The 14,862-nt window shown below is 47.0% G+C and carries 16 protein-coding genes; 6 read left to right on the top strand and 10 right to left on the bottom strand.

Annotated elements, in window-relative coordinates; translation table 11 throughout:
* Nucleotide 1: 1 nt before the first annotated feature.
* The 6 genes from CWE09_RS01600 to CWE09_RS01575 form a co-directional block, all read right to left on the bottom strand.
* Nucleotides 2-1,219 (bottom strand): aminotransferase class V-fold PLP-dependent enzyme, encoded by a 1,218-nt coding sequence (locus tag CWE09_RS01600; protein WP_126802158.1) that lies wholly within the window; start codon nucleotides 1,217-1,219, stop codon nucleotides 2-4.
* A complete protein-coding gene (gene sufD, locus CWE09_RS01595; protein WP_126802157.1) occupies nucleotides 1,216-2,475 on the bottom strand; it encodes a Fe-S cluster assembly protein SufD in 1,260 nt (419 codons plus the stop codon). Before sufD ends, CWE09_RS01600 begins: the two co-directional genes overlap by 4 nt.
* Nucleotides 2,472-3,239, bottom strand: coding sequence for a Fe-S cluster assembly ATPase SufC (gene sufC, locus CWE09_RS01590; protein WP_126802156.1), 768 nt, complete (start codon nucleotides 3,237-3,239; stop codon nucleotides 2,472-2,474). Before sufC ends, sufD begins: the two co-directional genes overlap by 4 nt.
* 3 nt (nucleotides 3,240-3,242) lie before the next feature.
* Nucleotides 3,243-4,679 carry a Fe-S cluster assembly protein SufB gene (gene sufB / locus CWE09_RS01585; protein WP_126802155.1) on the bottom strand — a complete coding sequence of 479 codons (1,437 nt, stop codon included), beginning with the start codon at nucleotides 4,677-4,679 and terminating at the stop codon, nucleotides 3,243-3,245.
* 84 nt (nucleotides 4,680-4,763) lie between these two features.
* On the bottom strand, nucleotides 4,764-5,666 hold the full coding sequence (locus tag CWE09_RS01580; RefSeq protein WP_126802154.1) for a sensor domain-containing diguanylate cyclase: 903 nt from the start codon (nucleotides 5,664-5,666) through the stop codon (nucleotides 4,764-4,766).
* 483 nt (nucleotides 5,667-6,149) lie between these two features.
* Complete coding sequence (locus CWE09_RS01575; RefSeq protein WP_126802153.1) at nucleotides 6,150-6,377, bottom strand: hypothetical protein; 228 nt, start codon at nucleotides 6,375-6,377, stop codon at nucleotides 6,150-6,152.
* A gap of 140 nt (nucleotides 6,378-6,517) precedes the next feature.
* Between CWE09_RS01575 and CWE09_RS01570 the strand changes: the two genes are divergently transcribed.
* Nucleotides 6,518-6,688, top strand: coding sequence for a DUF6435 family protein (locus CWE09_RS01570; RefSeq protein WP_126802152.1), 171 nt, complete (start codon nucleotides 6,518-6,520; stop codon nucleotides 6,686-6,688).
* Here CWE09_RS01570 and CWE09_RS01565 read toward each other — a convergent pair whose 3' ends face one another.
* From CWE09_RS01565 to CWE09_RS01550, 4 genes are all read right to left on the bottom strand, one after another.
* Nucleotides 6,689-7,729, bottom strand: a complete 1,041-nt coding sequence (locus CWE09_RS01565) for a hypothetical protein (protein ID WP_126802151.1) — start codon at nucleotides 7,727-7,729, stop codon at nucleotides 6,689-6,691.
* Nucleotides 7,730-7,832: 103 nt separating this feature from the next.
* On the bottom strand, nucleotides 7,833-8,486 hold the full coding sequence (locus tag CWE09_RS01560; RefSeq protein ID WP_126802150.1) for an NADPH-dependent FMN reductase: 654 nt from the start codon (nucleotides 8,484-8,486) through the stop codon (nucleotides 7,833-7,835).
* A 97-nt stretch (nucleotides 8,487-8,583) separates the two neighbouring features.
* Nucleotides 8,584-8,958, bottom strand: a complete 375-nt coding sequence (locus tag CWE09_RS01555; protein ID WP_126802149.1) for a hypothetical protein — start codon at nucleotides 8,956-8,958, stop codon at nucleotides 8,584-8,586.
* A 13-nt stretch (nucleotides 8,959-8,971) separates the two neighbouring features.
* Nucleotides 8,972-9,226 carry a hypothetical protein gene (locus CWE09_RS01550; protein WP_126802148.1) on the bottom strand — a complete coding sequence of 85 codons (255 nt, stop codon included), beginning with the start codon at nucleotides 9,224-9,226 and terminating at the stop codon, nucleotides 8,972-8,974.
* Between the two features lie 163 nt (nucleotides 9,227-9,389).
* Between CWE09_RS01550 and CWE09_RS01545 the strand changes: the two genes are divergently transcribed.
* From CWE09_RS01545 to CWE09_RS14135, 5 genes are all read left to right on the top strand, one after another.
* A complete protein-coding gene (locus CWE09_RS01545) occupies nucleotides 9,390-12,221 on the top strand; it encodes an intermembrane phospholipid transport YdbH family protein (RefSeq protein WP_126802147.1) in 2,832 nt (943 codons plus the stop codon).
* 23 nt (nucleotides 12,222-12,244) lie between these two features.
* Nucleotides 12,245-12,433, top strand: coding sequence for a YnbE family lipoprotein (locus CWE09_RS01540; RefSeq protein WP_126802146.1), 189 nt, complete (start codon nucleotides 12,245-12,247; stop codon nucleotides 12,431-12,433).
* 9 nt (nucleotides 12,434-12,442) lie between these two features.
* Nucleotides 12,443-12,799: a YdbL family probable chaperone protein gene (locus CWE09_RS01535; RefSeq protein WP_126802145.1), complete on the top strand. Its 357-nt coding sequence runs from the start codon at nucleotides 12,443-12,445 to the stop codon at nucleotides 12,797-12,799.
* Nucleotides 12,800-12,884: 85 nt separating this feature from the next.
* Complete coding sequence (locus CWE09_RS01530; RefSeq protein ID WP_126802144.1) at nucleotides 12,885-14,549, top strand: GGDEF domain-containing protein; 1,665 nt, start codon at nucleotides 12,885-12,887, stop codon at nucleotides 14,547-14,549.
* A 134-nt stretch (nucleotides 14,550-14,683) separates the two neighbouring features.
* The gene (locus tag CWE09_RS14135; RefSeq protein ID WP_157982785.1) at nucleotides 14,684-14,830 is read left to right on the top strand and encodes a hypothetical protein; all 147 of its coding nucleotides are present in this window, start codon (nucleotides 14,684-14,686) and stop codon (nucleotides 14,828-14,830) included.
* Nucleotides 14,831-14,862: the final 32 nt, after the last annotated feature.

The following is a 14,862-nucleotide window of genomic DNA, read 5'->3' as shown; positions in this document are numbered from 1 at the left end:
GTTAGCCTAACATAGTGCGAGCTTTATCGATGCCGATAAACAGCTGCTCTACCTCATCCAACGTATTATATATTGAAAAAGACGCCCGCGCCGTTCCCGGTACGCCCAGGCGTTCCATCAAAGGTTGTGCGCAATGATCGCCGGTACGGATAGCAATACCCTGGCGATCCAGTAAAAAGCCAATATCCGCCGGATGGGCGCCTTCGATAATAAAACTCAAAATGCCAATTTTATTCGCTGAGCTTCCCACTATGCGCAGACCTGGTACCTTGGCTGCCAGTTCAGTGGCACGGGTTAACAAGGCTTTTTCATGCACCTGCAAAGCGCTCACATCCAGACTCTGGAACCACTCAATAGCAGCAGCCAAACCAATAGCACCGGCAATGTTAGGGGTGCCTGCTTCTAAACGATTAGGTAATTCACCCCAGGTAGCATCCTGATAGCTTACAGTCGCGATCATCTCGCCACCGGTTAACCATACTGGCCAGTTTTCAAGAACGGACTTACGTCCCCATAACACTCCGATACCCGTAGGTCCAAAGAGTTTATGGCCTGAAAACACATAAAAATCACAGCCAATATCCTGCACATCGACGATACCATGAGCAACACCCTGAGCACCGTCAATCAGTACCAGCGCGCCTTTACTCTTGGCTTCAGCCGTAAGTGCTTTGACCGGGTTAATAGTACCCAGCGCATTAGAAATATGTGGCATAGCTACCATGCGTGTTTTATCAGTCAGCAAGTCACTGAATGCTTCACGGTTCAGTGCACCGTCTTCATGAATAGGCACCACTTTTAAAGTGGCCCCAGCAGCCTTACAGGCCTGTTGCCAGGTGACCAGGTTGGCATGATGTTCCATCTCTGTGACCATCACTTCGTCACCAGCCTGCAGCTGTTGTGACATGCCCCGGGCTACGATATTAATGCCTTCTGTAGTACCGCTGGTCCAGATCACCTCTTCCCGGGCTGCTGCATGAATAAAAGCAGCCACCACCTCCCGCGCTTTTTCATAACGGCGGGTTGCTTCATCGGAAAGCTGGTGAGCACCACGATGCACGTTGGCATTGCACTCGGTATAGAACGCAGTAATAGCATCTATTACCGCCTGAGGCTTTTGCGTCGTTGCCGCATTATCCAGATATACCAATGGCTGACCATTCACCTGCCGCTGTAAAATCGGAAATTGAGCCCGTAACTGAGCTACATCCAGGCTCATTTGACCTCCATGCTCTCGAAACGCGCTTTTAACAGCGGTTGTAACCAGTTCACCAACGCCTGATTCGGCATTTGAGCAACTAATTCCTGAATAAAACCAAAGTTCAGCATTACCAGCGCCTGACTACGTGGAATGCCACGGCTACGCAGGTAATACAGCGCTTCTTCTTCTATTTCGGCTACTGTTGCACCATGGGCACACTGCACATCGTCCGCATAGATCTCTAGCTCTGGCTTGGTGTTTATCTGTGCCCGACGTGATAAAAGCAGGTTACGGTTATTCAGCTCAGCCAATGTTTTCTGCGCATCGCGGTGAATATGGATGCGTCCGTTAAACACAGCTTTCGCCCGGTCCCCTATAATGCCCCTCGCATTTTCTTCGGTGGTGCCATTAGGCACCGCATGCTCAATAGTGCTATGCAGATCAAAATGTTCGCCCGCTGCCAGCAGGTAAATGTTATTGAATTTGGCAAAAGCATGCTCGCCCGCATGATGAATATCCACATCCAGACGCGATAGCTGACTGCCATAACCCACTAACGTAGAGTTCAGCTTTGAGCGCGTACCCAATTGGAAATGACTGCCGCCAATATGGATATTCTCCGCGCTGTACATAGAGAAACGATAATGCTCAAGTTCAGCCTGTTCACCCAACAGGTACTCTGCAAAAGCGGTATTAAAGCCACTTGCAGCGCCCTCACCATGTTCAATAATGGTCGCTTTCGCCCGCGCACCTAAGCGCACAATCACACGGTTGTGAGATTCCACGCCAGTACCGGAGATATTTACAATACGCACCGGCTGCGACAGGCTGGCGTCATCGGCAAGATCAATAATTACGCCTTGCTGTGCCAGTACATCATTGACCAGACCAAACAGGTGACGTTGTGGTTTAACCTGCGTAAAGACCTGACCAGCAACCGTTCGGCTCGCTGTTGAGGGATCTGACAACGAAGTGATCGTCACCCCAGCTGGTAATTCAAGGTTGTTAATATCGGTTTGTAACTGACCGTCGACAAAAACAATATCCAGGCTATTCAGCCCTTCAATGGCAGCTATCTGTGTCTGCTCTGAACTGGCGCTTGTAGCCAGTTGCAAATTTTCTACCGGATGCAACGAGGTATAACGCCAGGCTTCAGTACGACGTCCCGGCCACTTTTCACCACGTAACTGAGCTAATGCTTCGGCCCGTACCGGACTCAGCCAGTCGTCAACGGCTGCGGCACGGTCAATGACTTGTGCTAACCACTGACTCATGCACTGGTCTCCTCAGACTCGGCTTCCTGTCCAAGCCAGGCATAACCAGAAGCTTCCACTTCTTTGGCCAGTGAAGCATCGCCACTTTTAACAATTTTGCCTTGCGACAGAATGTGCACGAAATCAGGTTCAATATAATCCAGCAGACGCTGATAATGGGTTACCACAATAAAGCTACGTTTGCCGTCACGCTGACTGTTTACGCCTTTAGCAACCACTTGCAATGCGTCGACATCAAGCCCTGAATCCGACTCATCAAGAATGCACAATTGCGGTTCAAGCATAATCATTTGCATGATTTCATTGCGCTTTTTCTCACCACCGGAGAAACCTTCGTTAACACCGCGCTTTAAAAATTCTACGGGTAACTCAACCTGCTTGCAGGCTTCCTTGGCTTTTTTCAAAAACTCAGCAGCAGTTAAAGCTTCCTGTCCACGGTGCTGACGCGCCACGTTGACTGACTCTTTCATAAATTCCATGTTGCTGACGCCGGGAATTTCTACCGGATACTGAAACGCCAGGAAGAGGCCTTCATGGGCACGCTCTTCGACTTCCATATCCAGCAGATCTTTACCGTTAAACTCAACACTACCGCCCTGCACCTGGTAACCATCACGCCCGGTTAACACATAACCCAGCGTGCTTTTACCTGAGCCATTCGGCCCCATGATCGCATGTACTTCACCAGGTTTAATATCAAGGTTCAGACCTTTCAGAATGTTAGTGCCTTCAACACTCGCTTGCAGATTTTTAACTTTTAACATCTATTACCCCACTGAACCTTCAAGACTAATTTCTAGCAATTTGCCCGCTTCAACAGCGAACTCCATAGGCAATTCCCGGAATACTTCTTTACAGAATCCGTTGACTATCATAGAGACCGCTTTTTCAGCGTCCAGGCCACGTTGCTTACATAAGAATAACTGCTCATCGCTGACCTTAGATGTAGTAGCTTCATGCTCCACAATGGCCGACGGATTGCGACTTTCGATATAAGGGAAGGTATGCGCACCACAAAGATCGCCGATTAACAAAGAATCACACTCGGTATGGTTACGCGCATTTTCCGCATTCGGACCCATACGCACTAAGCCACGATACGCATTGTTACTGCGTCCTGCGGAAATACCTTTGGAAACTATGGTAGACCGGGTGTTCTTACCCAGGTGAATCATTTTAGTGCCGGTATCAGCCTGCTGTTTGCCGCGGGTCAACGCCACCGAATAAAATTCGCCGATGCTGTTATCACCTTTTAAAATACAGCTTGGGTATTTCCAGGTAACCGCGGAACCGGTTTCTACCTGAGTCCAGGAGATCTTGGCGTTGGTTTCACATAAACCACGTTTGGTTACGAAGTTATAAATACCGCCTTTGCCGTTTTCATCGCCCGGGTACCAATTCTGTACTGTCGAATATTTGATCTCGGCATTATCCAGCGCAACCAGCTCAACCACCGCAGCATGCAGCTGGTTTTCATCCCGTTGCGGCGCGGTACAGCCTTCCAGGTAACTTACGTGGCTACCCTCTTCGGCAATAATCAGCGTACGTTCAAACTGCCCGGTATTCATTTCGTTAATACGGAAATAGGTAGACAGTTCCATCGGGCAACGCACACCTTTAGGAATATAAACAAAAGAACCATCAGTAAATACAGCACTATTCAGTGCGGCAAAAAAGTTATCTGAACGCGGCACTATGGTGCCCAGATATTTTTTCACTAATTCAGGGTACTTTTTAATGGCTTCTGAAATCGGGCAGAAAATAACGCCGGCTTCTTCCAGCTTAGCGCGGAACGTAGTTACCACAGAAACCGAATCGAATACGGCGTCAACCGCTACTCCGGCCAGCATCTCCTGCTCATGCAGAGGAATGCCCAGCTTTTCATAGGTACGCAGCAATTCAGGGTCGACCTCGTCCAGTGACTGAGGTTTGTCTTTCATGCTTTTCGGCGCTGAGTAATAAGAAATGCTCTGATAATCCATTCTTGGATAATCGACATGGGCCCATTCTGGCTCGTCCATCTTCAGCCAGGCATGATAAGCCTTAAGGCGCCACTCAAGCATCCACTCCGGCTCTTCTTTCATAGCCGAAATGCGTCGAATAACGTCTTCATCCAAACCTATGGGAAAAGTTTCAGATTCGATTTCAGAAACGAATCCAGCATCATACTTGCGCGATAACGCCTGATCGATTTGTTCACTCATGGATAACTCACTACTAGCTGAGGTTTATCCACGATTATATAGTACCCGAGTATTTCGCTCAAGTATTAACAGGGTATTGTAAAACTATGCCGCGCTAAGACAGCTAATAATAGTATTACGCCCCTCAGATTTTGCCTGGTAGAGCGCTTTATCGGCTTCAGCCATAAGGCTATTCAGAGTAGTCGCTTTAGCTGCTGCCACAGCGATGCCGAAGCTAGTCGTGCAGGCCAGCTGATGGCCTTTGTAATTTACGGTCACCTTATTCATAACCTGCTGAATACGACTTGTAGCATCCAGCGCGTCACTGGCACTGGAAGCAGTCATAAGCATGGCAAACTCTTCACCCCCAACCCGACCGAGGACATCGCTTTCACGCACCTCAGGTCCCAGGGCCCTGGCCATTGCCTGTAGTACTAGATCACCAGCCTCATGACCATAGGTGTCATTAACTACTTTAAAGTAATCAAGATCAAAAAATACCAGTGCCACTTCTGCGGAAGTCCGGGACTGTTGTTTAATCGCCTGACGCGCAAACTTAAAAAATGCGCGACGGTTATTCAACCCAGTCAGCTCGTCAGTGTGCGCCAGGGCTTCAGCCCGCGCTATGCTCTGCTGTAGCTCTAATTCATTTTTTTTCTGCTCGGTTATATCCGTAGCTATTTCCAGACACACCAAACGTCCGTCATTCCATCTGATATAACTGTCACGACACTGATACCAGCGTTTATCCAGAGGATTATGGAATTCTCGTATTTGAGTATTCTGAGTTGAGTATTGCTTCAAATGATATTTCTGGTGGGTACAAAAGGGGAAATGATCGCATTTTTTCCCCACTAACTGCTCAGGGTCTTCACCTGTGTTTAAGTTCTTAACTGCATAATCATTTACATAAAGCAGTTCATAACTGTCAGGATCGAAAACATAAACGATGGCAGCCAGTCCATTAAGCACATTCGTTAAGGCATCAGCGCTGTTTGAAATGTTCAAGTTAACCTCCTTTCCGTGTTTTGGTTACAGCCTTTTAACCCGATAAAAATCATCCTATATGATTAAAAACTACACGAATAGACAGTTTACGTTTTACTTACAATTAACTAACAAACGGGGCGCTCCTGTCATCATCAAAAAGCATTAAAATCTGTAATAAACTGTATTTTAAGGGTTTTAAATTAATCAGTAGAAATGATCGCCTTTACAAAAAAGAGGTTTGCATATTATGAGATGCTTCTCTATCATCTAAATGATAATGATTATCACTTATGGTTCTATTATGGCATCTCAATACAACAACACGAAGAGCTCCGTGACCTGTATGCAGGTTCTCGACTCTACATCAGGCTCTACACGAATGGTCTGGGACAAAGCGTCTAATGGACAGTTACATGCGTTTTTTCAAAAGCTACTACTGCCCCACAACAATAATCCTGCTGTAACTTTACAGAAAAAACACAAGGCTAAGTAACCATGAGCTTATTCCTCTTTTTCCTCTTTGGGCAAACGCAGAATACGGTACAGATGACGTAAGAATATAATCCAGCCTATTGGCGGTAGAAGCACGGAAAAACCCAATAACAAGAAAGGATTGAAGGAATACTTATCACTTTTACCTAATGCGGATAACAGGCCAGACAAGATAAGAGGTAACGCAAATGCAAGTGGCAGAATTGCATACCCTAAAGGAATGTTTGAAATGTTCACAACGGCGTTAACTCCTGGCTCGTCAGACTGCAAAAGAGCTACATCTAACCCCATTTATAAAGCAACGTCAAAAAAGCTCAAGCGATCTTTTCCGTGCGTACTTCGTATAAAGGCATTCAACCACCCTATCTGGAAGCCTTATGTTTGGACTCTTTAATAAATCGCCTACTAAGAAACTACGCAAAAAGCTGGCTCAATTGCAGGAAAAATCGATGCAAGCCCAACGTAATGGCGATATCCGCACACATTCCTCCCTTTCCGCGGAAGCCGATGAACTATGGAAAGAGATTCAACGCCTGGAAAGTCAGTAATTAACTTAACCGGGAACTCAGTTCAAGTATGTCGCTGTGCACACCCGCGGCTGTTACTTCACGCCCTGCGCCAGGTCCCTGAATAATCAGCGGACTACTGCCATATTGCAGGCTGTGTATAACAAAATTAGCATTGCCCGGTACTAAGTGAGCATAAGGACTATTGGTGGCTATTGGATACAAACCAGCCACCGCCCTTATTCGTCCGTCGCAGGCTCTGCTGACACGCCCCAGATAATGATATTGCCAGCCGCCGCCCTGGCGTTGCTCGATAAAATCATCTAACAAAGGCAAATGTTGCCAGAATTGCTCCAGACTGACAGCTCTGAGCTCCTCAGGCACCAGGTTTTCCAGTTCAATATCCGCTAACTGCAATGGCCATCCAGCATCGCGAGCCAGAATTAATAGTTTCCGAGCCACATCCAGGCCACTTAAATCAACCCTTGGATCCGGTTCTGTCATCCCCATCTCAGCGGCCTTTAACAACCACTCCGAAAAACGATCACCGGCTCTATACTGCTGAAAAATCCAGGATAAAGAGCCGGAAAAATTGCCCTCCAACTGAACAATTTCATCATGGCAACTGCGACGTTCCGCTATAGCTTTCTGGATGGGGAGCCCTGCGCCTACAGTAGTGTTATATAACCAATGACCCTTACATTCGCCCAGAGTATCCCTTAATTTCTGGTAAAAATCAGGTGCTGCGGAACCTGCGTACTTATTCGCGCTAATTAGGTGAGCTCCCTGTTTAACCCAGTCGGTATAGGCTCGGCTAATTATCTTACTTGCAGTCAGATCAACAACCGCCTTCGGCCCCGGTAAGGAAGCCAGGGCTTTGCTTACCAACGATTGAGTATCAGCTTCTTGATGTAGCGAATGTGGAATTTGCTTATAAACAGGACGCTCTGTAGATACTAAATGCAAGCCTTTTGAATTAACCAACGCATGTACACGTATAGTTGTCGGCAGCTTTTCCGCAAAATATTGCAGCCAATAACTGGCGATATTTCCGGTACCGATAATGATGAGATTAAGTGGCATAACAAACACGCTGCTGAAACAAAGTAAGCCGAGTCTAATACGATTCCATATAGAAGTCTAGCCGTCTAAAATAATTTGTTAGCAACGTGTTTATATTAAGATTTCAGGGTGCATTCCGCTGGGAAGGTGAACTCTTAAAAGCTGGCGCCGCTTGATGCGGATCTTCTTTCTCACGTTGCGCTATAGTGGCTTCAGCCCACCAGCGCAACTGCGCAAAACTACGTTCGAAATAACCCTGCCAGCGCTCACTGTCTTCTTTAAAAGCACCCTCTTCATCAATAGATTCGGAGGCTTTAGGAACATGTATCATCGCCGATACCGGTAAACAGCCAAGCTCTCCCAGAAAGCTTCGCAGCGCCACAGCGGCTCGGACACCACCCCATTGACCCGCAGAATAAGTAACAATACTACTGGGACGATAAGCAAAGCTTGAACTACCAAAATGATTCAGCAGCTCAGCCAGCGCCGGGCTCATAGAATGGTTATATTCTGGGCTGACCATGACATAAGCATCTGCGGCTTCAATTTTGTCCTGTAACTTTTGCAGCATTTCCGGACGTTCTTTATCGCTATAAGCGAAAGCCGGCTTGAAGACATCCGGACATTTAGAGTCCAGAGGATCTATGACCTCAACCTGATGACCGGCGTCATTTAAAATACGCTCACAGGCCAGGGCTACGCGTTTGCCTACCCGCGCAGGCTTAGGCGGGGTACTGTCCCTGACAGAACCAAGAAATACAAGAATATTGAGCGACATAACACCTCTTAGGTAGTTGGATTTAGTTGAATGGTGATTTTATTGGAAGTGTACAGCAACTAGCTGGATACTGATTTGATCAGTATCCAGTTTTTGCCTAATTATCATTTTTACCTGTTGCTGTGTTAGTCGGCTTTTTACGTTGCTTCGCTCCAGGCTTGGGTTGAGTTTTTTGCTGCTCCTGCGGGCTTTTTGATGATGTCGTCTTACCTGCGGTTTTAGCAGCATCCGCCGTAGGGTTTGGCTTATCTTCTCTAGGATACTCCTGAGCCTCTTTCACAATTTCACGGGTTTCAGGATCTGCATTCTTCTGGGCCTTAGTTTCTTCTTCCCGCCCGCTATATTTAGGCCCATCTTCGTGACTTATATCCTGACTTTTACTCTTATTACCCGTAGAACCTGGCTTAGGCTGCGGCTGAGGCTCCCTCTTAGGCTCAAAAAGCCCGCCGAAAACTTTACTAAAAAATCCCATACCTTAATTCCTCCTAATCTTCTTTATCGCTTTTCTTTTTAGCACCTCCGGCCATTTTCTCTTCTTTCGGCCGTTCAGTATATTTGGGTGTTTCCAGATCCTCTCGATGCTTTGCTTCCAGTTCTTCTTTATCTAACTGGCTACCGCGCTTAGTCTCATCACCATCTTTTACCACTCGTGGTTGATCTTCATCTGATACCTTGCGCGGCTTTTCAGAATCATCTTCTTTAGCAGAGTCACCGCCGAATAATTTAGCCCAAAAACCCATAACTTTTACCCTCTAATTGCATTCACCAACACTCTGTAAGCTTAGTGCAAACTGCTGTGAATGCTAACTTTACTAACATAAATGTACTAAGCTTGTGTAAATACATTGCCCCATTGCATCCCTCTGTTTATGCTTAAAAAGTGAGGCAAGCAACGAGAAGTTTATGCGCCGTTTTCTAATCATTGTCAGTCTGCTGGCAGGAGTACTGCTAGCTTCCGGAGTAGCAGCCTGGCTGTATCTGCAACACCAGTTAAAACAACTGCCGATTTCCCAACTAAACTATGAGTTTAGTAGTTTGGGCACCAGGCACGTCGGCTTATCTGAGCTCAGCTTTATTTATCACGATCAGAATCTGCGAATGCCCGTGCAGGTTGAACAGATGCATTTGAGCTGGCAATGGCTGAACTGGCGCCCCCAGTTGGAAATTGTGGTAATTGAGAAGATAAATTTGAGCCTGAATCAGTTCCCAGATTTCGGTTCGCCAGCTGAAGAGAGTTCTTTTCAGTTGCCCGACGACTGGACGCTGCCAGGCTGGCTACCAGAAACCCTGAATATTCTGGATGCTCAGCTGCAATTGCCCTGTACCGACAATACCTGCAACTATTACGCTGAATTGCTGGTAAACAACCAGCAACAGTTAGACATCAATTTACGCCTTAATCCCGGGCAACAGCCAAATGAAGAGCAGCAACTGTCACTCGACGTGCAATACTCTGGCCACCACCAACAGCCTGACATAAGGCTCTATCTTGCCGCTGAACAGCAATTAGATTTGCAACTGTATAGCGATATTAAGAGCGGCCGTTTTCAGGTAACAGCCCAGCCACCCGCTGAGTGGCTGCAGCAAGAGTTGTTAAAATGGGGTCTGCAATTTTCTCCTGCAGTTTATAACCGGCTTCATGAGATTAATAACGAGGCCAGTCTTGAAGGAAGCTGGCAAAGCAATTTAACAGATGATTTTGACCTGCAACTTTGGTCGCAATATCTGAACGCTACGCTAAGTTTACAGGCTATTATTCCAGAACAACTAAGACTCGCTGTCGATACCAGCCTGCAATCCGACGACTGGTCAGGATCCCTGTATGTACAGGTATTGCCACAGGCAACAGCATTGTTTCGCGAGTTCTATTCATTGCCCCCGTCCGTTACTGATAACATTGAACAATCTCTACTCTCCTCCACGGAAAGCCCCAGTTTATCCAGCCAATGGTATTTTGCATTGGATCGCCAGCTTGATATTTCAGACTGGTATCAACAACTAAACGGCGCCCTGCAACTGGAAGCTAATAGCCCGACTCCTGTTAACATTCCTTCAATAGGCAGTATACAAGGCCAGGCTAACGCTGAAATACATCTGCACAATAGTCACATTAGCCACTACCAGCTCGACGCCAGCGGTATTTTATCAGACCCGGATTACAATGAGTTAGTACAACCCTATGGCCTGCAACCGGGGAATCTGCAATGGCAGGTGAACGCTAACAACGAATTAGCACCGGCTTTAAATGCTCTGCCCCTGCAGATTAAACTACAAAGCCAGGGTGACACCGAGTTACAACTTAACAGTGAAATTCTGCTCAACCTGGAAGAACCCGCTATCAGGGCAAGTAATGCACAAGTACAACTCACGCAACAAGAGTACCACTGGCAAGACTTAAGCTTACAGAACGTACAAGCTACATTCGGCGTCAACTTTAGCTGGCAGCCTGATCAGTTAACTCTTAGTTCATCGCAACCGCTACACCTTAATTTCTCTTTGCAGGATGCTCAATTCAGCGTCGAAGCCCTGCAGCTGAACATTCCCCACTGGCAGGTTCAAGGCGACCCGCAGTATATAGACGAACTCAGCCTGACTGCGAATATGAATATTAACTTTAAGTCCCTTCAGCAGGAGCTGCTACAGACGCAAAACTGGAGCTGGCAAGGCCAGTTGCGAGGCACCCTGCAGGAACTGAACTTAACCGCAGAGCTGAGTAATGAAAGCGGTTTACGACTGCGCCATGAGGCGCTCCTCAACACAGAACAACTGCTGGTAGACTGGCAGTTGAGCGATATTTTCCTGCTTGCTGGTAATCCACTAGCGGAAACGCTCGCCGACTGGCCTGAACTACTTACGTTGCAACGCGGTCGTGGCAATGCCAGCGGCCAACTGAGAATGCCTTTAACGCTCAATGCAGGAGATATCAACCAATGGCAGGTCACTGCAACGCTGGGAGTGAGCGATCTTGCGGGTGTTTATAACACTACCGAATTCAGCGGCTTAAACGCGCAGTTTGCAGCAACTCTGGACAATGAAAAGCTCGCTTTATCGCTACCTCAATTACAGGTTGAAAACATTCGCCAGGGGCTCGACTTTGGTCCTTTTGAGTTAGCCGCAACCTATTATGCAGCGGCGCTAGACAGTCCATTCAGCGGGCAACTGAACTTACAACACAATCAGTTAGCTTTATTTAACGGCAGTCTGAGCCTGGAAAACCGTATTTATCATCTTGCTGATGAAGTGCTGGAAGCACAACTTGTGATTAACCAGGTCGACCTTAATCAGTTATTATTGCAATACCCTGCGTCAGACATTAGTGGCAGTGGTCTGCTTTCCGGAACCATTCCGGTGCAATGGGACTCAGAAGGAATAAGTGTAGTTCAGGGCCGTCTGGGCGCCTTGCCCCCAGGCGGGCAGTTACAATTCCGTTCACAACAGGCGACAGACATGGCAGCCTCTAATCCAGGAGTAAAAATAGCCGTTGATGCACTGGAGGACTTTCATTACTCTATTCTGGACAGCGGAGTCAGCTATCAAACAGACGGGACCTTGTTATTGGCGGTGCGCCTGCATGGACACAATCCTGACTGGCAACAGGGCCACCCAATAAATCTAAATATTACGCTGCAAGAAAATTTGCCTGATTTAATTACTAGTCTGCAGTTAAGTAATCAGGTCAGTACTATTATTCAGGAACGGGTGCAGCAACGGGTGCTGCAATCCAGAAACCGCTAACCATGGGCGCTAAGAGAGAAACTATGCGATACCTAGCTTTGCTCGTCTGCATCACCCCACTGCTCACCGCGGGCTGCACGCCAACGGTGCAGGTGGCGATGCCAAACGAGCCTATTACGATTAATTTAAACGTTAAGATTGATCATGAAATCTATGTTCGCGTTGATCGTGAATTGGATCAAATCTTCAGTGACTCCAGCGGATTATTTTAAGGATAAATTATGTCATCTGCACTTTTTATACGTACCTTTTTCGCCAGTTTACTGCTTTTGCTGGCAACTTCTGCCAATGCTATGACTTTGCAGGAGGCTATGTCTGAATTAACCTCTGCAAAAGAACAGGGGCTGGTTGGAGAGCGCCAGAATGGCTACCTCGGCGTGGTAGTTGAGGAGTCGGCTGAAGCGGAAACTATCGTGCGTCTGATTAATGATGCCCGCCGCGCTGAGTATACCCGGATTGCTGAAAATAATAATATTGCAGTATCCGATGTTGAGGCTATGGCTGGAAAACGGGCTATTGAACGCACTCCAACAGGACAATACGTTCAGGTAGATGACCGCTGGGTCCGAAAACGATGAATTATTAAACCGTCTGAACTATAAAGTCAGTTCGTTTTCCGGTAATCTCAAAATTGTATAAAATCAATTTCCAGAGAACCTGCCCATGCTTGCCAAATCATCTTCAACGCTGCTTCAGTCTGACATTCTAAAATCCATAGAAGCAGGTGTGCTGCTTTGGCAGACGAATTCCAGCACTATAGAACTCTATGGTCGCTGGGACAGGTTATTAGGTTATGAGCTCACCACCCCAGCAGCGATAAGTACTCAGGACTGGCTGGACCTGCTGCACCCGGAAGATACTCAATTATGTATAAGTGCACGTAAAGAAATTACCAGTGGATTTCGCGACCATTACAGCTATGAAGCGCGTATTAAACATAAAAGTGGGCACTGGCTCTGGTTTAAAGAAGAAGCCAACCTACTCCAGCATGAAGATGAGGAACCGCGCACAGTCATAAGCACACTAACCGCTATTAGTGAGCAAAAGAACCTGGAACAGCATTGCCTGGAAGCTCAGACACAGCTCAATAACCTGGTAAAAACCTTGCCCTCTCTGGTTTATAGCATCTCTTTTAGCAGCGGCCGTATGTATATCTTTGATGACGATGAAAACTTGATGGGCCTGGCCGGAGCCGAAGGGGATGCCAGTGAATGGTGGCACTCTAAGGTACACCCTGACGATGTCGCAAAACAAAGCGCCCTGTTTGAAGACTGGATTAATCATGGCAGCAGCGACACGCTCTATCGTAAGTATCGGCTCCTGGATGCTTTTGGCGAGTATCGCTGGATAGTAGATCGCACCCGAGCCGTTACCAGTAGCGATCGCGCCACCGACTTCATCGGCTCTTTTTACCCGTTAAGCGAACTTAATCTGTTGCAAATGCGTCTGAAGAAGCTAGCAGAAATTGTACCTGGCGTTATTTTCGAATACGAACTGCGTGCAGATGGCAGTAGCTGCTTTCCTTATACCAGCCAGGGCATAAAACGTATCTATGGGGTAGATCCGGAAGATATACGCGACAATGCTGATATGGTTTACCAGCATATTCACCCTGACGATTTATCTGCAGTAAAAGAGAGTATTCAACAATCCGCAGAAAGCATGCGAGAATGGAGAGTTGAATACCGGATTTGTCTGCCTGATAAAACCATTTGGGTATCAGGTTATTCAGTCCCACGAAGAACCAGCAGCGGCAGCATCATTTGGGCTGGCATGGTGGTCGATATCACCGAACAGCGAGCGTATCAGGATAAATTAAAAAAACTTGCCTCTACGGATGAATTGACAGGTATTTATAATCGCCGCTTTTTTATCCTGCGTATGGAAGAGTTCTTCGCCTCAGTGCAACGCGAGCAACAAGTAGTTTGTGTCGCCATGTTTGATTTAGATTTTTTTAAGAAAGTGAATGACACCTACGGCCATGCAATGGGCGATGAGGTGCTAAAACGCATCGCAGAAGAGGTTCAGAAGAACATACGTCGCACGGATATTTTTGCCCGCATTGGCGGCGAAGAGTTTGCTCTGATTATGCCTCACACCAGCCCCGAGGAAGCTGCTGTTCTCGCAGAGAAATTACGCATCGTCATCGGTCAGCTAAATTTCACTCATAACGGTGAAAACTTCAAAGTGACGGCGACTTTTGGCATAGCAGCCATGCAAAAAGGTGTCCCACGAGCAGACATGGTATTAAACCAGGCTGACCAGGCTGTCTATAAAGGGAAAAACGCGGGTCGCAACCGGGTCACTTTATGTAGTTCACTAGAGTAAATAAGTTCCAATTTATTTTCTCCATAAAGTCAGTCACATAGTCCTCCCTCTTTAGTCTTTACACTCTGCTTACACAGCACTCTTCTATACTTTGAGTGCTGGTAGTTTAGTGATTAATCAATCAGGAGGGTAATATGATTAAAATGAATGGACGTCAAAATCGCTCTCGCTGGTACTCGTTGAGCAATATTTTGTATGCCATCCTGACTCTGGCTGCACTCGTTCTCTTTATGCACGATGCTCAAGCGGCAGGCGGCATTCAGGCATTCTTTATGGGCTAGGTTAAAGGTAATGAAATGGTGATGGGACAGCG

The sequence above is a fragment of the Aliidiomarina minuta genome, from assembly GCF_003987145.1.
GTDB lineage: Bacteria > Pseudomonadota > Gammaproteobacteria > Enterobacterales > Alteromonadaceae > Aliidiomarina > Aliidiomarina minuta.
Note: the sequence above shows the minus strand (reverse complement) of the source record. Positions and strands in the feature narration are given on the sequence as shown.

What these genes read in the sequence shown, in the direction of transcription:
- CWE09_RS01600 (WP_126802158.1), bottom strand. Translation starts at nt 1,219, where the DNA reads ATGAGCCTGGATGTAGCTCAGTTACGGGCTCAATTTCCGATTTTACAG.
- sufD (WP_126802157.1), bottom strand. Translation starts at nt 2,475, where the DNA reads ATGAGTCAGTGGTTAGCACAAGTCATTGACCGTGCCGCAGCCGTTGAC.
- sufC (WP_126802156.1), bottom strand. Translation starts at nt 3,239, where the DNA reads ATGTTAAAAGTTAAAAATCTGCAAGCGAGTGTTGAAGGCACTAACATT.
- sufB (WP_126802155.1), bottom strand. Translation starts at nt 4,679, where the DNA reads ATGAGTGAACAAATCGATCAGGCGTTATCGCGCAAGTATGATGCTGGA.
- CWE09_RS01570 (WP_126802152.1), top strand. Translation starts at nt 6,518, where the DNA reads ATGTTTGGACTCTTTAATAAATCGCCTACTAAGAAACTACGCAAAAAG.
- CWE09_RS01565 (WP_126802151.1), bottom strand. Translation starts at nt 7,729, where the DNA reads ATGCCACTTAATCTCATCATTATCGGTACCGGAAATATCGCCAGTTAT.
- CWE09_RS01560 (WP_126802150.1), bottom strand. Translation starts at nt 8,486, where the DNA reads ATGTCGCTCAATATTCTTGTATTTCTTGGTTCTGTCAGGGACAGTACC.
- CWE09_RS01555 (WP_126802149.1), bottom strand. Translation starts at nt 8,958, where the DNA reads ATGGGATTTTTTAGTAAAGTTTTCGGCGGGCTTTTTGAGCCTAAGAGG.
- CWE09_RS01550 (WP_126802148.1), bottom strand. Translation starts at nt 9,226, where the DNA reads ATGGGTTTTTGGGCTAAATTATTCGGCGGTGACTCTGCTAAAGAAGAT.
- CWE09_RS01545 (WP_126802147.1), top strand. Translation starts at nt 9,390, where the DNA reads ATGCGCCGTTTTCTAATCATTGTCAGTCTGCTGGCAGGAGTACTGCTA.
- CWE09_RS01540 (WP_126802146.1), top strand. Translation starts at nt 12,245, where the DNA reads ATGCGATACCTAGCTTTGCTCGTCTGCATCACCCCACTGCTCACCGCG.
- CWE09_RS01535 (WP_126802145.1), top strand. Translation starts at nt 12,443, where the DNA reads ATGTCATCTGCACTTTTTATACGTACCTTTTTCGCCAGTTTACTGCTT.
- CWE09_RS01530 (WP_126802144.1), top strand. Translation starts at nt 12,885, where the DNA reads ATGCTTGCCAAATCATCTTCAACGCTGCTTCAGTCTGACATTCTAAAA.
- CWE09_RS14135 (WP_157982785.1), top strand. Translation starts at nt 14,684, where the DNA reads ATGATTAAAATGAATGGACGTCAAAATCGCTCTCGCTGGTACTCGTTG.